At 41.0% G+C, this 19,357-nt stretch carries 16 protein-coding genes and 1 riboswitch; of the genes, 12 read left to right on the forward strand and 4 right to left on the reverse strand.

Translation table 11 applies throughout. The features are described 5' to 3' along the window. The first annotated feature begins 448 nt into the window (after window positions 1-448). The 3 genes from KEM09_RS09545 (at window position 449) to KEM09_RS09555 (ending at window position 3,252) form a co-directional block, all read left to right on the forward strand. A complete protein-coding gene (locus tag KEM09_RS09545) occupies window positions 449-1,483 on the forward strand; it encodes an outer membrane beta-barrel protein (RefSeq protein ID WP_212227878.1) in 1,035 nt (344 codons plus the stop codon). A gap of 203 nt (window positions 1,484-1,686) precedes the next feature. Continuing rightward, window positions 1,687-2,031 carry a P-II family nitrogen regulator gene (locus KEM09_RS09550; RefSeq protein WP_212191638.1) on the forward strand — a complete coding sequence of 115 codons (345 nt, stop codon included), beginning with the start codon at window positions 1,687-1,689 and terminating at the stop codon, window positions 2,029-2,031. A gap of 30 nt (window positions 2,032-2,061) precedes the next feature. Continuing rightward, window positions 2,062-3,252: an ammonium transporter gene (locus KEM09_RS09555; protein ID WP_212227879.1), complete on the forward strand. Its 1,191-nt coding sequence runs from the start codon at window positions 2,062-2,064 to the stop codon at window positions 3,250-3,252. 127 nt (window positions 3,253-3,379) lie between these two features. On the opposite strand, the gene KEM09_RS09560 is transcribed toward KEM09_RS09555, so the two are convergent. The 3 genes from KEM09_RS09560 to KEM09_RS09570 all read right to left on the reverse strand — a co-directional run bounded on the left by KEM09_RS09560 (window position 3,380) and on the right by KEM09_RS09570 (window position 6,953). After that, window positions 3,380-4,750, reverse strand: coding sequence for an aspartate kinase (locus KEM09_RS09560; protein ID WP_212227880.1), 1,371 nt, complete (start codon window positions 4,748-4,750; stop codon window positions 3,380-3,382). Between the two features lie 143 nt (window positions 4,751-4,893). Further along, window positions 4,894-4,992, reverse strand: a riboswitch (SAM riboswitch). 76 nt (window positions 4,993-5,068) lie between these two features. After that, entirely contained in the window at window positions 5,069-5,884 is an 816-nt protein-coding gene (locus tag KEM09_RS09565; protein ID WP_212227881.1) for an NAD(P)H-binding protein, read from the reverse strand. A 31-nt stretch (window positions 5,885-5,915) separates the two neighbouring features. Next, window positions 5,916-6,953 (reverse strand): hypothetical protein, encoded by a 1,038-nt coding sequence (locus tag KEM09_RS09570; RefSeq protein WP_212227882.1) that lies wholly within the window; start codon window positions 6,951-6,953, stop codon window positions 5,916-5,918. A gap of 115 nt (window positions 6,954-7,068) precedes the next feature. Between KEM09_RS09570 and KEM09_RS09575 the strand changes: the two genes are divergently transcribed. The 9 genes from KEM09_RS09575 (at window position 7,069) to KEM09_RS09615 (ending at window position 16,870) form a co-directional block, all read left to right on the forward strand. Further along, window positions 7,069-7,968, forward strand: coding sequence for a CHAD domain-containing protein (locus tag KEM09_RS09575; protein WP_212227883.1), 900 nt, complete (start codon window positions 7,069-7,071; stop codon window positions 7,966-7,968). Window positions 7,969-8,116: 148 nt separating this feature from the next. Beyond that, complete coding sequence (locus KEM09_RS09580) at window positions 8,117-8,500, forward strand: hypothetical protein (RefSeq protein ID WP_212227884.1); 384 nt, start codon at window positions 8,117-8,119, stop codon at window positions 8,498-8,500. Window positions 8,501-8,575: 75 nt separating this feature from the next. Continuing rightward, the gene (locus tag KEM09_RS09585) at window positions 8,576-9,511 is read left to right on the forward strand and encodes an ABC transporter ATP-binding protein (RefSeq protein WP_212227886.1); all 936 of its coding nucleotides are present in this window, start codon (window positions 8,576-8,578) and stop codon (window positions 9,509-9,511) included. 6 nt (window positions 9,512-9,517) lie between these two features. After that, window positions 9,518-10,864 (forward strand): ABC transporter permease, encoded by a 1,347-nt coding sequence (locus KEM09_RS09590; protein WP_212227888.1) that lies wholly within the window; start codon window positions 9,518-9,520, stop codon window positions 10,862-10,864. A 113-nt stretch (window positions 10,865-10,977) separates the two neighbouring features. After that, a complete protein-coding gene (locus KEM09_RS09595) occupies window positions 10,978-11,907 on the forward strand; it encodes a Ppx/GppA phosphatase family protein (protein WP_212227890.1) in 930 nt (309 codons plus the stop codon). Between the two features lie 11 nt (window positions 11,908-11,918). Beyond that, window positions 11,919-13,082, forward strand: coding sequence for a sigma-54-dependent transcriptional regulator (locus KEM09_RS09600; protein ID WP_212227892.1), 1,164 nt, complete (start codon window positions 11,919-11,921; stop codon window positions 13,080-13,082). Between the two features lie 4 nt (window positions 13,083-13,086). Next, window positions 13,087-14,529 carry a lyase family protein gene (locus KEM09_RS09605; RefSeq protein ID WP_212227894.1) on the forward strand — a complete coding sequence of 481 codons (1,443 nt, stop codon included), beginning with the start codon at window positions 13,087-13,089 and terminating at the stop codon, window positions 14,527-14,529. 106 nt (window positions 14,530-14,635) lie between these two features. Beyond that, window positions 14,636-15,235, forward strand: a complete 600-nt coding sequence (locus KEM09_RS09610; RefSeq protein WP_212227896.1) for a hypothetical protein — start codon at window positions 14,636-14,638, stop codon at window positions 15,233-15,235. A gap of 93 nt (window positions 15,236-15,328) precedes the next feature. Next, the gene (locus KEM09_RS09615) at window positions 15,329-16,870 is read left to right on the forward strand and encodes a PAS domain S-box protein (protein WP_212227898.1); all 1,542 of its coding nucleotides are present in this window, start codon (window positions 15,329-15,331) and stop codon (window positions 16,868-16,870) included. Here KEM09_RS09615 and KEM09_RS09620 read toward each other — a convergent pair. Further along, window positions 16,867-19,341, reverse strand: coding sequence for an AMP-binding protein (locus tag KEM09_RS09620; protein ID WP_212227899.1), 2,475 nt, complete (start codon window positions 19,339-19,341; stop codon window positions 16,867-16,869). The genes KEM09_RS09615 and KEM09_RS09620 overlap by 4 nt on opposite strands. Window positions 19,342-19,357 lie beyond the last annotated feature (16 nt).

The raw sequence follows: 19,357 nt of genomic DNA on the forward strand, positions 1-19,357 counted from the left end.
TTCATTTATATATACCAACTTATCGTGACGAAAGCTGTATTTTTTTATGACATTTGACATGTTTGTTCTGGAATGCATTTTTATTCACACCCTTGTATGATTATTCACTTTCATTGAATTTCAAGTAATTATATCGCCCAACACCACGTAGCACTACCCTTATTCTTTCTATTTTGAAAATATGACCTCATTAAAAAGGGGGCATCTTACTTTCAAATCACTCTTTTTTACCACACACCCCCTTTCAATTAGGGGGTATTTTGTTATTTTTTACTTTATTTTCACATTTAACCCCATTCTGATAGGGGTGTAATTAAATATTTTTATATGTTTGCAGTGTCGACCTATGAAAAATCAGGGGTACCCACGAATAAAAAGTGTTTTTTTAGGCAGACACCCCCCAATCAACAAGATGTAAAGCAAAAATTAACTTTTTAACCGTTCATCTATGAAAAAGATTTTATTGATTTTGGGATTAGGGCTTGCATTAACCACTGCTAACGCTCAAGAGGAAACAAAAAACAACCTGGAAATAACAGGTTCGGTTGACACCTATTTTAAATATGATTTCGCGGGTCAGTCGAATATTCCAACAAGTTTTGCTGACGACCATAATTCCATTTCGATTGGTATGATTGATTTAGGCTTAAGCCAAACTGTAGGCAAGGCCACTTTTGTTGGTGAGCTTTCATTTGGACCCAGAAGCTACAAATCTATACCAAGTGTTGGCTTTCTAACCACTTTTGGCGAAGTCGAAACACAAAGTGTCAATATTCAGAATGCATACATCAGCTATGCAGTAAGCGATGCTGTATCGTTAACAGCTGGCTACATGGGAACATTTGTTGGCTACGAGGTTATCTCACCTGCTGCAAATTTTAACTACTCCACCTCATACTTATTTTCGGCAGGTCCGTTTCAAAATGCCGGATTTAAGGTGGATTGGTCGATTAGTGAAAGCGTAGCCTTAATGCTTGGGGTATTTAATGATTGGAATGTTTACCAGGATATGAATGGCCTTTCTGATTTTGGAGGACAATTAGCACTATCGCCGGTTGATGGATGGGATGCATATATCAATTTCTTGACTGGGCCTGAATCTGGCACTATTATAGATTTAACAACCGGCTATCAAATTTCAGACGCGTTTTATCTTGGATTAAATGCTGCCGATTACTCAGTAGCCGACAAGTATGGCGATGCCGGTTATACAGGTTTCGCATTATATCCTCAATATAGCTTTTCTGATAAAGTGGCTATCGGTTATCGAGCCGAATATTATAAAGAAAAAGAAAACAACTGGTTAATTGATACCGAAAGTGTTTTCTCAAACACTATTACACTCAACTACTATCATGGACCTTTTACACTGTCAAGTGAACTCAGAATGGATTCTGCTAAAGATGAAATCTTCCTTGATAATAATGATGAAATCACAAAGTCTGCATCGCAATTCCTGATTGCAGCTATTTATTCATTTTAACACACACAAACCAAATCTATGAATGAAAATAGGGGTGGCTCAATCACATTGTCCTAATTAGCTTAAACCTTTATCGCCATCAACGAGCCACCTTTATTTTTCATTCAAAATATGCCAAAGCAGGCTTGTCATATTTATCCTGTACAATTCGGATAAATAGCAAGTCTTATCACAAAGCTATTTGACCATTAAAACATTAGCACATGAAAAAGATTGAAGCAATTATCCGCTTAACACGCTTCGAAGCTGTAAAAAAAGCGCTGGAAGAACAGGACATAACATTCTTCTCATACTGGGATGTAAGAGGTACAGGCGTTGCCCGCGAGGGACATTTATACAGAGGTACAGTCTATGACACCAGTATTATTGAACGACGCCTGCTGTCAATAATTGTACGCGATGAAAATATGGACAAGACAGTAGCGGCCATCATCAACGCTGCTAAAACCGGCGAAATAGGCGACGGACGCATTTTTGTTACCGACATAGCAGACACCTTCAGGATACGCACAGGGGAGTCTGGTCCGGAAACACTTTATGAGAAATAATCGAATCGAAACCTTGAAAAATTAGAAATTATGGATGCAAATAGCGCATTAGATATATTATGGGTATTACTGGCCGGTATTTTAGTATTTTTTATGCAGGCAGGCTTTGCCATGGTGGAAGCCGGTTTTACACGAGCCAAAAACGTAGGTAATATTATCATGAAGAATTTCATGGACTTTTCAATAGGCTCCCTGATGTTCTGGATTATTGGATACAGCATTATGTATGGGGGAGAAGGTGCATTTTTTGGTTCACTTGACTTCTTTTACAATGATGGTACTGACCTGCACAACCTGTTTTTCCAAACAGTATTTGCAGCAACAGCAGCCACCATCGTCTCAGGTGCAATGGCTGAACGCACAAAGTTCAGCACCTACCTGTTGTTTTCACTCATTATTACAGTTGTCATCTACCCCATTTCAGGCCATTGGGTTTGGGGCGGCGGTTGGTTAAGCGAGCTCGGCTTTCACGATTTCGCAGGTTCAACCGTAGTACACTCAGTAGGTGGATGGGCAGCCCTGGCTGGCGCCTGGACCATTGGTCCACGAATTGGCAAGTACAATGGTAAAGCCAATGCCATACCTGGTCATAACATGGTCATTGGAGCTTTAGGAGTTTTTATTCTTTGGTTGGGCTGGTTTGGTTTTAACCCTGGTTCTCAATTAGCCATCAGTGGAGACAATGCTTATGCAGTTGCCCTGATAGTTATCACGACCAACCTTGCTGCAGCAGCGGGTGCCATAGTAACAATGTTTGTTACCTGGTTCAGATACAAAAAGCCTGACTTATCGATGACCTTAAACGGTGCTCTGGCAGGATTAGTAGGCATCACAGCAGGTTGCGACATTGTTTCGCCAGCAGGCGCTGTAGCCATCGGAGCCATTGCCGGACTGGTAGTTGTATTCTCCATTGAATTTATCGACCACAAACTTAAAATTGATGATCCGGTTGGTGCTATCTCTGTACATGGCGTTTGCGGTGCCTTAGGTACTCTTTTGGTCGGTTTATTTGCCACAGATGGCGGGCTGCTATATGGCGGAGGCTTTTCATTGCTGGGCGTTCAGGCCCTGGGAGTAGTCAGCATCGGCATTTGGGCCTTTACCATCGGACTAATCCTATTCAAGGTACTTAAAGCCACTATTGGCCTACGCGTATCGGAACAGGAAGAACGTGAAGGATTGGATATTCACGAACACGGTCAAAGTTCCTATAACTACTAGGAAAATGTTGCTGATGAATACCATCACGCAGTAAACACTCCTGACCAACTAGAAAAATGTTGCGTTGTTTTATTTTTATATTGAAAAGCAATGGCCTGTACGAACGGTGTACAGGCCATTCTTTATTTTACTTAAAGAATTCGTCATGAATGGCCTCAATGGCACTATCTCGATCATCTTTGGCTACCATAAAATAGCTTGCCACAGCAGATGCTCCTGATACGATCATCTGTACATTAATATCTTTACGTGCGAGAGCCATAAACAAGCGCCCGGCTACACCCGGGCGATCTAATAAGCCTTCACCTACCACTGCAATGGTTGAAATCTGCTCGGAGGCAATCAACTCGGTTATAGAAGACAATTCCAGCTCCTCAACAATGGAGTAGGCCCGCTTTATGTCTTTGGCAGACAACAACAGGTTAATAACAATTTGTGAAGTTATCACTGACTTAATATTGATACCTGCCCTATCCAAAGCGACAGACACCTTAGCCAACACTCCCTTTTTCAGACCAACACCAGGCCCTCTCATCTTCAGGATGCAGAAATCATCACTATAAGTCACACTTTTAATAATGCAATCGGTAACTGTTTCAGTACCATACACAACAGTGCGGGGAGCTACGCTACCATCAAAGGCGTCAATATTACCGATGTGAATAGGGATACCAACCTCCTTTAAGGGTTCCACGGTGCGCGGATGCAGAATGCTAGCACCAAAATACGACAACTCAGCCGCTTCGGCATATGACAGATTTGTAATGCGCTGTGGCGATTTGACCAATTTAGGATCAGCACTCATAAACCCATCCACGTCCTTCCACACATCCAATGATTCGGCCTCAAGACATCTGGCAATAGCAGCAGCTGAATAATCGCTACCTCCACGGCCCAGCAGGGTTACTTTCCCTTGTTCCGAAACACCATAGAAGCCAGGTACGACATATATCTTATTTTCAGCCAACCGTTTCTGAACATTGGCTGATGATATTTCAAAATCAACTGTAGCATTACCAAATTCACCATCGGTAACAAGCGGCATTTGCTCAGGCAAAGCTTCCTCAGCATCAATGCCATTACTCTGTAGAATGGAAGTCAACACCAATGAACTTAATCGCTCACCATAGCTCAAAATAACATCCTCAACAAACTCAGGCACATCACCAATATAATGGATACCAGTCAGGTAACGACTTAACTCTTTGATGCGCGATTGAACAGCATTTAAGGTTCTATCCTGCCAATCTTTATCATCAAAATTCTCAAGAATAGCTTCCTCTTTCAACTCACGCAGAAAACGCACCAGTTTTTCAATGTTTGACTCATCCTTCTTAACATCATCCATTGCCTGAATCAGGTGATTGGTTATCCCATAAAATGCAGAAACCACAATCACCATAGGGCGATCGTAGGCCTTTATTACCCGCACCAGTTTTTGAATATCTTCTTTTTTCTTCAGGTTGGAGCCCCCGAATTTGGCTACTACTTTTTTCATTATTTACATATAGATATAGCGGCTCAATGCCATTAAAAAAAAAACGACTTAACATCTGATTATATCAGAAAAACGTGGAATATTAGATTACGCCCGGCCGGGCATTCGAAAGTAAAAAAGTTGCATCATCACATGATTGTTTAAATTCATTAACATCCTAAAGGAATCAGGTTTTGGCACCTGCCCAAAGGGTGGTTGCCAGAGGTTCGCCGAGCCTGTCTCTCCCCTCTTCTCAATAAACTCAAACATCTGCACCATTCGCGCAGAATTGATTGCAAACATAGGTGATTGCATTAAAACTACCAAATGCCTTTGTGGTCATTTTCTATTCCACAATGTATCATCTTTAATCATCTCCATCAGATCGCCATGGACAAATTTAAAGCCCAGCTCCATTTTAACTTTTTGATTGGATATGAGCTTATAAGGTTGCTCCTTATCAGAAAAAACCGGAGGCAATTGCCCGTTAAGTTTAGCTGCCAGAGAATAAAACGCCTCTTTGGTAGGGTGTGTATCAGCAACACCATTAAAAACATGACCGAACGCATCGGTCTGTATAATACTAAAAATCAACCGCACGCAATCGTCCAGGTGGATAAGATTAATGGGCTGCTGTGCTCCGTCAACAATTCTGGTTGGCGTAAAAAAACGGCCGGGATAACGTTCCCCGCCAACCAGCCCGCCAAAACGAACAACGGTGCAATTAAAGTCACTGCGCTGAAACAATCGTTCAATATCCAGCAGGGCATTTGTGCTATCTTTTATATTTTCAGTATCTGCCTCATGCGCGGTTTGATTTAAAGACGGGTAAACAGAAGTGGAACTAATGAATATCACTTTTATTGGACCACTTTGCTTAATCTTTTCAACCAGCGGATGATAGTTAACCGCATCGCGAAGCACTTTGGTAGGCGGAATATTAACTAATAAATATTCTGACTTAAAGAATTCATCCGCCAGAGATGCCTTATCCGCAATATCTATTTGATAAGCCTCAATCCCAATATTTGTCAACACATCCACCTTATCTGCTGAAGTGGTTGAACCTTTAACCTGCCACCCTTTATTGACAAGGTGACTGGCCAGCGGCAATCCCAGCCAGCCACATCCTAAAATACTTATTGTTTTAGCCATACCCATTTAACCAGTTTTTCGTGCCATTTGTTTAGTACCTGTTCATACACGAATTATGAATGGAGCGTATGAAGGCTTCTGGCTTCTTGAGCTGTTTATAGAAGTTTGAGATATACTTATACAACTGCTTCCGGTCTCTCATATCCAGATGCTCGAAATTTAATATCGTTTCATAAACCTGTTCTTCTATGGCTAGAAATTCTCCAATTAAGGCATAATAATTATCATCATAATCCCTGCAACGCCCGGTATAGTCACGCTCGGTTACATCATCTGCACTCGACCACTCTGCAGGTTTTGCATAAGATGCATTAACAAATCCGGCATGATCAAAATCGTAAGGAATAGCGGTTACCTCTTCGCGCCGATGGCCGAATCGTTTTATAAATAGCACATTATGACCACTCTTAATACGCCAATCGGTATTACCAATCATATAATTGAAAAAAGCAACACGGTCGGCATCCATAGCGTTAATTTCATGGTCCTTAAAGTATTCCCCTTCAATCTCTATAGTATTGGTCCGTTCCGACATCATATATACCGGTTCCAGAAAAAATCCTTTCGCCTGATAATTTTTACCGCGCTCGCCAAAGTCAAAATATTGTATGTCACACAAACGCGTTCTTAGAGCATATGGACTAAGCAACGCCCACAGTTTATAAATAAGGTATTCCTTCAGCATGTATTCTTCATACACTTTGCTGCCCGAACAATGAGTGACCAACTTCAGCTTAGTGAGGTAACCATCTTCTGTAAACAGCGTATCGGGCTTAAAATTGAGCATCACAGGGGGGAAAAAGCAGTTGTCTTTACGATAGTTTCCCCGGGCCCTGCATCGCACATTAATTTCGGCAGAATCGGTAGCACTAAAATAGATAATGACCTTACTATCGCAATACTCCTCGCTTTTTTTACGAATATGACTGGTAATATCAAAATACAAACTCACCTTTAGCACCTCGCTATTGTCAAACAAAGAGGGGAAAACAGGTTTATCGGTAACTTGAGCAATTACCACATTCATCCCTAATAAAAAAGCAGTAAGCAGGCCCGTAATTTTCGTCATAATAATCAGTAGTCGAATAATTGAGTCATAATTTATAAAAAAAATAGATGGCTGGAAAATCGGCTTGAAATTGAAAATATTAATACGTAGTTTGAAGTATTAAAAACAACTGCGTATGTATTTATTCGCCATTGACAATCAGGAAGAGCTGCAGGAAGGAATCACCAGAGTTTTAAAAGAGCAGTATGAGTATATCACTTATCTGGCGTCTATCCCCAAAGATATAGATCATACCGTACATGAAATAAGAAAAGCCCTTAAACGTATCAGAGCTATTTTCAGACTGGTAAGATGGGATATTGGCGAACAGTTGTTTCAACGCGAAAACATCAAATTCAGGGATTTAGCCAGGCAGCTTTCTGATTTACGGGACTTTCATGTGATCATCAGCTATCTGGCGGCCAACTTTGAAGCCCAGGAACTTCGCATTGAAGAATCAGCCTACATCAGACTGGTGGAGCACCTCAACCAAAAACAAGAAACGGAGCTAAGGCATATCATCGAGAAGCAGACATTAGAAACTATTAAAGAACACATGGCCATTGCCAAAGAGGAATTATCCGGTTACCCCTTTGACTTTTTAGGACCAAACACTATACGCCAGGGAGTTACAAACACCTATAGTCAGTGCCTTGATAAGATAGCTGAATCACAATTGAAACTAGAAGACTTACCACTGCACGAACTGCGCAAACGCGTTAAATACCTGCTTAACCAGATGAGTCTTATCCAGGAAGTGTGGCCCGACTTCTTCAAGCACTATGCTACATCATTAAAGCGGGCATCTGACCTACTGGGCGATGATCACAATATTGCTGAAACAGTTACAATGGTAAATAAACTGTCTGAAGCTATTCTCTCAGTTTCTGACAGAGCGAGTTTGATTAAATCGATGGAGGCCGAACGGGAACATATACATCGTGAGGTTTGGCCGCTACTGGGTAAGCTCTTCACCGAAGATGCCGACACCTTTGTGAAACGCATAACCTCCTACTGGCTCATTAGTCGGGAGTAAAAACAACCAAGCATTTCTTTTGCATAAGAAGCTGATAGTCTATCCGAACAAATGGTGCTGTACTATGTTTATCTACTAAAAAAATAAACATATGTACAACGGATTATTACACGCACACAGTGGCATAAGGTATATTGCTCTAGTTTTAATGCTTATTGTAATTTTACAAGGACTGATTGGCTGGCTGACCAACAAACAGTTTGGCAAGGTCCATAAACGAATCATTAATCTCAATATGGGCGTTTTCATTACCCAACTGATCATTGGGATCACTCTTTATATAATTAGTAGTAAAGTCCTGTTCGATCCTGCCATGTTAAAAAGCACACTGCTTCGGTTCTACACGCTTGAGCACCCGCTACTTATGCTAATAGCCAGCTTAATAGTCATACATTACTCATGCAAAACCAAAGTAAACAGCAGCTACCACACTCATAAAAAGCTATTTATCTCGCATACCATCGCTTTAATTATAATTGTTGCCTCCATTCCCTGGCCATTCAGAGAGCAACTGGGAGCAGGCTGGTTTTAAGCATTTTAACCGGCACTTTTAAAGTCGCTTCAAAAAGCTTATCTTCACTGCTCAAATAAAAACAACAACTAACCTATGATGTTTCTTGAAGCAAAGCGTGTGGTGAAGAAATACGCTAACCACCTGGCATTAAACGAAGTTGACTTACAAGTGCCGGCCAACAGTATTTACGGTCTTCTAGGACCAAATGGCGCAGGGAAAACAACCCTAATTCGAATTATCAACCAGATTACAGGCCCTGATTCAGGCGAAATTATTTTCAACGGCCGAACATTACAATCCAATGACGTACAGCGTATAGGCTACCTGCCCGAAGAACGTGGATTGTATAAGAAGATGAAAGTGGGCGAACAAGCTATTTACCTTGCCCGCATGAAAGGCCTGTCACGCCACGATGCCATTAAAAAGCTAAAGTACTGGTTCGAAAAATTCGAAATACAACCCTGGTGGGATAAAAAAGTTGAAGAGCTCTCTAAAGGGATGCAGCAGAAGATTCAGTTTGTTGTGACGGTTTTACATGAACCCGAACTACTCATTTTTGATGAACCCTTCAGTGGCTTTGACCCCATAAATGCCAATTTATTAAAACAGGAAATCTTGCAACTCAAAGAGAATGGGGCCACCATCTTATTCTCAACACATAACATGGGCTCAGTGGAGGAATTGTGCGACCACATTACCCTCATTAATCAGTCCAAAACCATTCTAAACGGACAGATAGACCAAATCAGGCAAAACTATAAGGACAACCTTATTAAACTTGATTTCATTGGCGATGCTAATGTTATTTCTGCAAAGCTAAAGGATAACTTCGCAATTGAGAACTTCGAAAAGGTGAACGGCCACCAAACAGCTTTTGTGAAGATGCTTCACGATTCAACCATCAACTCCTTAATAAACGAGGTTATTAATGACATTGAGATAGTTGGCTTGCAAGAAGTGCTACCAACAATGAATGACATTTTTATTAAAGTAGTTGAGCAAAGTAACCTTTCTAAAACCCAAAAATAATTGGCCATGAGTAAAATTTCATTGATAATACAACGTGAATACATCACCCGTGTAAAGAAGAAGAGCTTTATTGTAATGACCATTATCGGGCCCATACTTTTTGCGGCTATGATGGTATTGCCAGGTTGGTTTGCTTCCATGGAAGATACCGAATCAAAGAACATTGCTGTGATTGACCAAACCGGCAAATATAACAAGCGCATTAAAGATACTGAGTACTTAAAGTTTTCGTGGCTAAATCAGCAGGATGCCGGAACCATTGCACAGGACTACCAGGACAAAGGCTACACAGCCTATCTGGTCATTGAAGATGATTTACTGCAAAAACCAGATGCTGCCAAAATTTATTCGGAATCCCAAATAACCATTGATGTCAAAGACCACATTGCCAGAAACCTGGAAAAATACCTGGAAAATGAGAAGCTCAACAGCTATCAGATCGATGGCTTAGATGCCATAATAAAAGACATTCACAGTGTAGACATCAAGCTCAAAACCATCAAACTATCTGAGGATGGTTCCGAGAAAGAAAGCTCTACTGAACTGGTTATGATAGCCGCTATCATTTTTGCCATGATGATTTACATGTTTGTACTGATCTATGGCATGCAGGTAATGCGCGGTATTATGGAAGAAAAAGTCAGCCGCATTGTAGAAGTCATTGTCTCGTCAGTTAAGCCTTTCCAGCTTATGATGGGTAAAATAATTGGTATTGCCCTGGTAGCACTTACTCAGTTTATGCTTTGGGTGATATTAACTGTATCTATTGTAAGCGTATTGCACGCAGTATTTGCCAGTGATGCATCAACATTTACCGCCAACAATCAGGTTGAAATGTTAGGAGCTACAGGCGGACAACCAACAGATGCACAAGTGAGCGAATTTGCAGCAGGCTTCAATAACATCATTGATAAGGTGCTGTCTTTAGACCTCATTGGAAGCCTTGTTTTGTTCGTCTTTTACTTCCTGGGTGGTTATCTTTTGTACGCCAGTTTGTTTGCTGCCATCGGGGCTGCACTGGATAATGAAGCAGATAGCCAGCAGTTTGTGATGCCCGTCATGATGCCGCTGATACTTTCAATATATGTAGCCATGGCAGCTTTTCGAAATCCAACAGGCGACATTGCCGTTTGGTTTTCAATGATACCTTTCACCTCACCGGTTGTAATGATGGCACGTATCCCATTCCAGCCACCAATTTGGCAGATCATCGTTTCCATGCTGCTATTGATAGGCACTTTTATCTTAACCACATGGTTTGCAGGCCGTATTTATCGTACAGGCATTCTAATGTATGGCAAAAAAGTTTCCTACAAAGAGCTATGGAAATGGTTTAAGTACTCAGGCCGATAAATTAGATAACAAAAAAAATAGCTATATGAGGTTGTTTCAGGCATTTTGAAACAGCCTCTTTTCTTTTCTACAGCCTAATTATGTATTTTAGTCGGTCCAATTTATAGCATCGTATGAGAATAGCAATTATAGACCTGGGAACCAACACCTTTAACTTATTAATAGCTGAACAAACCGAAGACAGCTACTCGATACTGTTGGAAAAGAAGTATCCGGCCAAGCTTGGAAAAGGAGGCATCAACGATAAACGCATCCTGCCTGATGCTATGGAAAGAGGGATAGCAGCTCTCCAATCGCATCTAAGCACAATGGAACCATTTAAAGTTGATAAGGTGGTATGCATGGCTACTGCCGCTATTCGAAGTGCAGCCAATGGTCAGGATTTTGTAGACCGGGTTAAAAAAGAACTTGGCCTTACCATTCATGTTATTGACGGCCAAAAAGAGGCAGAATTAATATTCGACGGTGTGAAGCAGGTAGTGCCAATTGGCGATGAACGTGTCATGATATTAGATATTGGCGGAGGTTCCAATGAGTTCATTATTGCCAACAAAGATGGTGTTGTATGGAAGCACAGTTTTGATTTAGGTATAGCTCGCCTGCTGGACCGCTTTGCCCCTTCTGATCCAATTACTGATGCAGAAATTACAGCAGTGGAGGAGTTTATTGGAAAAGAACTGGAACTCCTCTATAAAGCAATGGAACAATTCCCTACTTCCACATTAATTGGTTCTTCGGGTTCGTTCGACACGATTGCCGGTATGCTGGCAGCTATTCATCATCCGCATTTAGATATGAGCAAAACGATGACTTACCAAATACCATTACCTCATGCCCACCAGTTACACGAGCTTTTCTTAAAGTCGACAGCAGAAGAACGTAAAAACATGAAGCGCATGGACTTACACCGTGTTGAAATGATTGTTTTGGCCAGTATTTTTATTAACTTCATCGTTAAAGAATTTGATATAAAAGAGATGTGGCAATGTGGCTTTGCTTTAAAAGAGGGCACCATTTTTCAACTAATAAACAATCAACTATAACTCCATAAAATATGGCAAAAATACTAGTAATAGACGATCAACGCAGCATTAGAAATACACTTAAAGATATACTTGAATACGAAAGTCACTCGGTAGATTTGGCTGAAGATGGAGAACAAGGACTCGAGCAGTTCAAGGCCGAAAAATACGACGTAGTGCTTTGCGATATTAAAATGCCGAATATGGATGGCATGGAGGCACTCGACAAACTACATGAATTAAACCCTGACACACCGGTTATTATGATTTCGGGGCATGGTAATATTGATACAGCCGTGGAAGCCATTAAAAAAGGTGCATACGACTTTATTGAAAAGCCCCTTGACCTTAATCGCATGCTGGTGACCATTCGCAACGCCATTGAAAAGAAAGACCTGGTGACCGAAACAAAGGTATTGAAGCGTAAAGTAAGCAAGACCTATGACATGATAGGGGAATCGGAGCCTATTGCCCGCGTTAAAGAAATGATTGATAAAGTAGCTCCTACAGATGCCCGCGTGCTGATTACAGGAGAAAACGGAACCGGTAAAGAGCTGGTAGCACGCTGGCTGCACGAGAAGAGCAACCGTGCAGGTCAACCATTTATCGAGGTCAACTGTGCTGCTATTCCATCTGAACTTATCGAGAGTGAATTGTTTGGTCACGAGAAAGGGGCGTTTACTTCAGCGCATAAGCAACGTAAAGGTAAATTTGAGCAAGCCAACGGTGGCACCATCTTTCTGGATGAGATTGGCGACATGAGCCTGCCAGCTCAAGCTAAGGTACTTAGAGCATTGCAGGAGAACATTGTAAGCCGGGTAGGTAGTGATAAAGACATTAAAGTAGATGTACGTGTTTTAGCCGCCACCAATAAAAACCTGAAGGATGAAATAGCCAACAGCAACTTCAGAGAAGATTTATACCACCGCTTGAGTGTAATACTGATTCACGTGCCGGCACTCAACGACCGCAAGGATGATATTCCACTCCTCACTGAGCACTTTAAAGACATCATCTGTGATGAGTTGGGCATGCCTAAAAAAGAATTTACTGACGATGCCATTGAGGAGTTAAAAGCAATTAACTGGACTGGTAACATACGCGAGTTCAGAAACGTTATTGAACGCTTAATAATTTTGGGCCAGGCAACTATCACCAAAGAAGATGTGATGGCATATGCCCGCCCTATGAACTAAGCCAATGAGGACAGAGAAGGATTTTTTAGGCGAATTGCAGCTTCCGAATGATGCCTTGTATGGCATTCACTCGGCACGAGCAGTTGAAAACTTTATGGACCAAACACCATTTTCATATGAATGGTATAAAGCTGTTGGCATTGTCAAACTCGCTTGCTACCAAACATATCAAAAGTTTAAGTCTGCAGCTAAAGATAAATTCGAAGAAGAAATTCTTCCCATCCGCTTTTTTGATGATAAGATAATTGATGCACTTTCCACAAGTGCCTCAGAATTAAGCAATGGAAATTATTTTAATCATTTCATTGTTCCTGCTATTCAAGGTGGTGCAGGCACCTCTATTAACATGAACGTTAATGAGATAATTGCCAATGCCGCCTTGCAACAGCTTAACCAGCCAATCGGCAACTATTCTGTTATTGATCCCTTTGAGCAAGCCAATGTCTTTCAGTCTACCAACGATGTGATACCAACGGCATTGACAGTAGCTGCCATGCACCTTTTAAACACCCTTGAAGATGCAATTAATAAGCTCAGGCAGAAGGTAGAACAACAGGAAAGCCGATTCAGAAATGTTTTACGTCAAGGCTACACACAAATGCAGGCTGCCGTTCCAAGTACCTATGATAAATTATTTAGCTCCTACAACAATGCGCTATCGCGCGACTGGTGGCGTGTTTCAAAATGTTTGGAACGCATCAAAGAAGTCAACCTGGGAGGTGGTGCCATAGGCACTGGCATCAGCATTCCCCGCTTTTTTATTATGCAGGTTGTTAGTGAATTACAGCATCTGACAGGTTTGCCACTTACGCGTAGTGAAAACCTGAACGATGCCACAGCCAACCTCGACAGATTTGTGGAGGTGCACGCCACAATGAAAGCTCATGCTGTTAACCTCGAAAAGATGGTAAATGACTTGCGACTAATGAGCTCCGACCTCTTTACCACTCGCGAGTTAAGCATTCCGCAACGCCAGTTGGGCAGCTCAATAATGCCTGGTAAAGTCAATCCCGTAATACCTGAATTTGTAATAAGTGCTGTGCATAAAGTATATGCCAATGATCAAATGATAGCTGCTTTGTGCGGGCAAGGATGTCTGGAACTCAACGCTTATTTGCCAAGCATTGGACATGCATTGCTGGAATCACTCAAACTTCTTATCAACTGTAATACAACTCTCCGGAAGCACCTGTTTGATAACCTGAGTATTGTATCTGCCAATGACAAAAACCACCCTTGCTATCTCAATCCTGCTATCACCACTGCATTAACACCTTATGTAGGCTATCATCAGGCAGCTCAATTAGCCAAACTGATGAAAGATGAACAGATTAGCATATTTGAAGCAAACCTGTTGATGAAGCTCATTAGCAGCAATAAGCTTGATGAACTAATGAAACCTGAATCATTAATACGCCAGGGCTACAGTCTTAATGATTTGAAATAACTTGCTGAAAGCCAAAAAAAGGTACTTTCTTGCTTTAATCTCAAAGTTCTTTCATATATTTAGCAACAAAATATCACTAAACCAACTCTTTAACACCCAATAAAGCGTGGACCGCAACACAAATGAGTACAATAATGCATCTATTATTAATAACTCAGGAATGAAGCAACCTTTTCATTTCACATATAATCTCACAGGTGTTGGTCAGGTTGAGGGACTTGTTCAAGCAAATAATCAATCAGTAGATTTCAAGCTAACCAATAGCAGCAATCCTCTAAATGATCTGCTGAAAGGCATGATCAAGTTAATCTTTGAACCTTCTCATATATGGGGAGAAGACAATATTAGCTGGGTTGACTGGTATGAAGAAAACGGCGGCCTTAAATGGGTGTTATCAACTGAAGACGGTCATGTAGTTCATGTCAAGATAATTCGCTATGAGGATTTCTTTGATGAATCAACAGGGAAAGTTGTTTTAGATACCGCTCTGAGCTTACTGGATTTTTACTACGCCGTTATCCAACGACTTGATATACTGCTAAAGAAAGTAGGATTACTAAACTACGAACAAAAATGGCAGAAAGATGAATTTCCATTTACCTACTTTTTACTTCTGAAAAAATTCCTCATTGAAAAGGGGCATTGGATTCCCACTAAAGAACGGCTCGGCACCTTGAGTGACGAAATAGATTTCCTGCTAACGTAGTTTATCACATCAATTGATGCATCTATCAATATATCTTAATTAATTCGATCATTTTTTGCTACCTTGATTGAACCAAATATAAGTTCAATTGCCATGCATAATGCCCCCTCATACGACGATCTCCTCAAACGTATTAAAGAGCTTGAGAACATCATTACCAATCATGCATTTAAGGAATACAACCAAGCCATAAAAGATAGTGAGGAACGCTTCAGAGCCTTATCAGAAGCAGCTACTGAAGGCATTTTCATAACAGAAAACGGCTACTGTCTGGAAGCCAATAAAAGTGGCTGTGAGCTATTTGGTTATGAGCATGATGAACTGGTAGGCATGCTGGCCACAGAAGTATTTGACAAAGACTCGAGGCAATTAGTAATAGACCACATCAAAGAAGAGTACGAGGATAAATACGAAGCTATTGGTCTCAGAAAGGACGGTAGTAAGTTCCTGGCTGAGATACATGGGCAGAACTATATCTACAGAGGCAAAAATGTCAGAATCACTTCTATAAGAGATGTAACCGAACACCGCCATGCACAAAGGGCGCTCACCGAAAGTGAAGAGAAGTATCGTGAAGTGGTGGAAAATGCCGGTGATGGTATTTTACTGGGTAATTTAAAGGGCGAAATCATTGAGGTTAACAAAGCCTTTTTAAAAATGACGGGTTACAGCAGGCAAGACTTACTCAATAAGCACATAAAAAATCTATTTAAACCCGACGTGCTGAATGAGAAACCTCTGCGTTTTGACTTACTGAATAAAGGTCAGTCAGTACTGATTGAAAGGGAGATAATTGGTAAAGATGGCACAATAATTCCTGTGGAAATGAACTCTAAAAGGCCGCACAACCAATATTACCTGGCCATTATACGCGACCTGCGAGAACGAAAAAAAGCCGAAAAGCACCTCAAGCAAACCAATGAACAGCTGCGCATAGCTAAAGAAAAAGCGGAAGAAAGTGACCGACTTAAATCTGCCTTCCTGGCCAACATGAGTCACGAGATTAGAACCCCAATGAATGGTATTATCGGTTTTGCAGAACTCTTAAAATCAGATGTTGGGAGGTATGGCAAGCAAGCCGATTATGTGGATATCATTATCAAAAGTGGTAATCAACTGCTTAATATCATTAACGATGTGTTGGAAATATCCCGCATTGAAACCGGCCAGATTCAACTAAACTACAGTCAATTTAGCATCGGGCTGCTCATTAATGAGCTCAGAGCCTTTTTTGAGCCAATTGCCCATAAACAGCATAACATAATTCAAACTCAGTTGCCACAGAAAGAACTATTTATCAACTGCGATGAAAGCAAAGTCAAGCAGATACTTACCAACCTCATCTCTAATGCCAATAAGTTTACCCAAAACGGCATAATTATCATAAGCACTCATGAAGCCGATGAGCACATTCTAGTCTCAGTCAAAGACACCGGAATTGGGATTCCCACTGAATACCTGGACAAGATATTTGAACGCTTTCTGCAGGCAGAAAACAAAAACATCATGCATAATGGTACCGGTTTAGGCTTGTCGATATGCAGAAAGTACCTGGAGTTAATGCAAGGTAAAATTTGGGTTGAGTCAACCTTGGGTGTTGGCTCAACCTTTACCTTTTCGCTACCAAAAACTTAACCATTAGCTAGTTGCTGATTAACTGAAATACTATTGTATACCAGCTCAGACAATCGTTCGTATGATTCGTCGCTTGGATATACAGGCTTTAAAAATTCTACACTGACCTTTTTAAACGGACGAGGAAATTTAGATCCTCGCGGTAAAGCATTCACAGCACCCTTAATAGACACAGGAACGATTGGCACATTCAACTCTCGACTTAGAATTGCAAATGTTTTCTTGAATTCACCCAATGAACCATCAAACGATCGTGTACCCTCAGGGAAAATGATAAGGTTCTTCTTTTTCTTTAAAGCTTCGCCCATCTTCTGAATCGATTCTTTAAGATCTTTATTCAGATCCATGATGATGATATGGTGACGGTTGGCAAAGAACTTAAGGAAACGTGATTTAATATGCTTCTCCTTGGCATAAAAGTAGGTGTTACGTATGCTTTTATTCTTTAACCACGAAGCAACAAACAAGCCGTCAAAATAGCTCTGATGATTTGGCGCTATAATACATGGTCCTTCTGGTATATTGGCCGTTCCCTTGCCTCTGAATCGAAAGTAAAGGTGGAAAAAATACTTGGAAGCCTTTAAAAACAATGCACCTGTAAACCAGGTACGTGGCAACTGCAGATGCACCTTCTCTTTCAATATCTTCGACCAGTTAATCTTTTCAACAGCTAACTTTGTTCGCTTCTCAGCTATATATTCACTCAACTCCAATACCGAACCAAAACTCACCAACTGCTCTACTTCCATCTCAATACCAAAGGTAGATTGTATGAACACCAATAAACCAACTTTATCGAGCGAATCAAGAGCCAAGTCATATTCGATATGATCGCCTGGTCTTACATTACAATTCTTCTCGCTACTTATAAAATCAACCAGTACTTTATATTCTTCCAGGGTAATTTTCTCTATAATGGCTGGCTCGACCTCTTTATCGACCTTAGCCAACTCAGCTAATTTGAAGCGCTGCAGTTTACCCAATCGTGTTCGAGGCAAGTCATCATCACTAACTGAGAAATCCATGATCTTTTTATAGGGTGATACAGACTTATTGTAAGCATCAATCACCTCCCATTTCAGCTTATCCTCCACTTGCTCATTGCTAAGTCCTTTCAGATCCGCCCTGTTAGGAACAATAATGGCTTTTAACTGATCCAGATCGGCATAAACCCCTATCTCTGCAACACAGGCAGCCATATTTTCAATCTTGGTCTCTACCTCAGATGGATTGATATTCTTCCCATTGGATAATACAATAATTTCTTTCTTACGACCCGTAATATACAGGTAGCCTTCCTCATCCATTCGGCCCAAATCACCGGTATACAACCAGCCATCTTTTAAAACCTCGGCCGTTTCCTCAGGGCGGTTAAAGTAGCCCTGCATCACATTTGGCCCCTTTACCACAACTTCACCATCACGTATCTCAATCTGAGCTCCAGGCAAAGCCTCACCTGGGCTTCCAATACGCACTCTGCCAGGCCTGGTGAAGGTAATCATTGGCGCAGCTTCGGTCATCCCAAATCCTTCCAACACTTCAAATCCAAGGGTCTTAAAATCATCACCCACTTCAGGATCAAGTGCGGCACCACCACTCACCATAAACTTTACCGCTCCACCAAACTTTTGATGAGCTGATTTAAAAACCTTCCTGGAGAAACTCTTTGAGTTAAGCGACTTGGCCAGACTAAACAAAACCCTGGCAATGGGGCTGCTATCAATCTTTGTTCGGATGCCTTTTCGAATAGCCGAATACAAACGAGGCACACCAATAATAATTGACACCTTATTATCTTGAAGCGTTTTCATAATATCTTCAGATGCCATAGATGGTGAAACTGCTATTGTGCCACCTACAAAAAGTGGCGCTATCATTGTCCCCATAAGCGGAAAAATATGATGCATCGGCAAAAGCATCATTACCACCTCATCTTTGGTGTAAATATTTATCTGGTTCGAAACAGCATCAACATTGGCCATCAGATTAGTGTAAGAAAGCATCACCCCTTTGGGACTCCCGGTTGTTCCTGAGGTATAAATGATTACAGCTGTTTTATCGTCAGATGTATCTATAATTCCTAATGAGTTAACATCAGCAAGTGGTAAATCATTACACTCCTCTATTACAAAAATACGAGTAGTAATACCGGCTTTTTCAATAGCTTTCTCAAGGTGAGCTTTTTTATCAATTGAGGTAAAAACGACCTCTGGAAAGCAATCTTTCAGAATGTACGCTACTTCGTCTTCTGATGACATAAAGTCAATAGGTACAATTGTGGCATTATTATACCAACCGGCATAAAAGGAATAAATCCAACCAACCTGATTTTCAGAAAAAACAGCAACTCTGTTTAAAGGTATATCCTTTAAAAGCTGAGCAAATGTGGCTATCTTAACCTTTAAATCATTGTAGCTGATCTTTGTATCACCACATGACACTGCTGTTTTATTACCTGCATTATAAATCATATTCAATTTCCTTTCC

The sequence above is a fragment of the Carboxylicivirga mesophila genome (genome assembly GCF_018271975.1).
Lineage (GTDB): Bacteria > Bacteroidota > Bacteroidia > Bacteroidales > Marinilabiliaceae > Carboxylicivirga > Carboxylicivirga mesophila.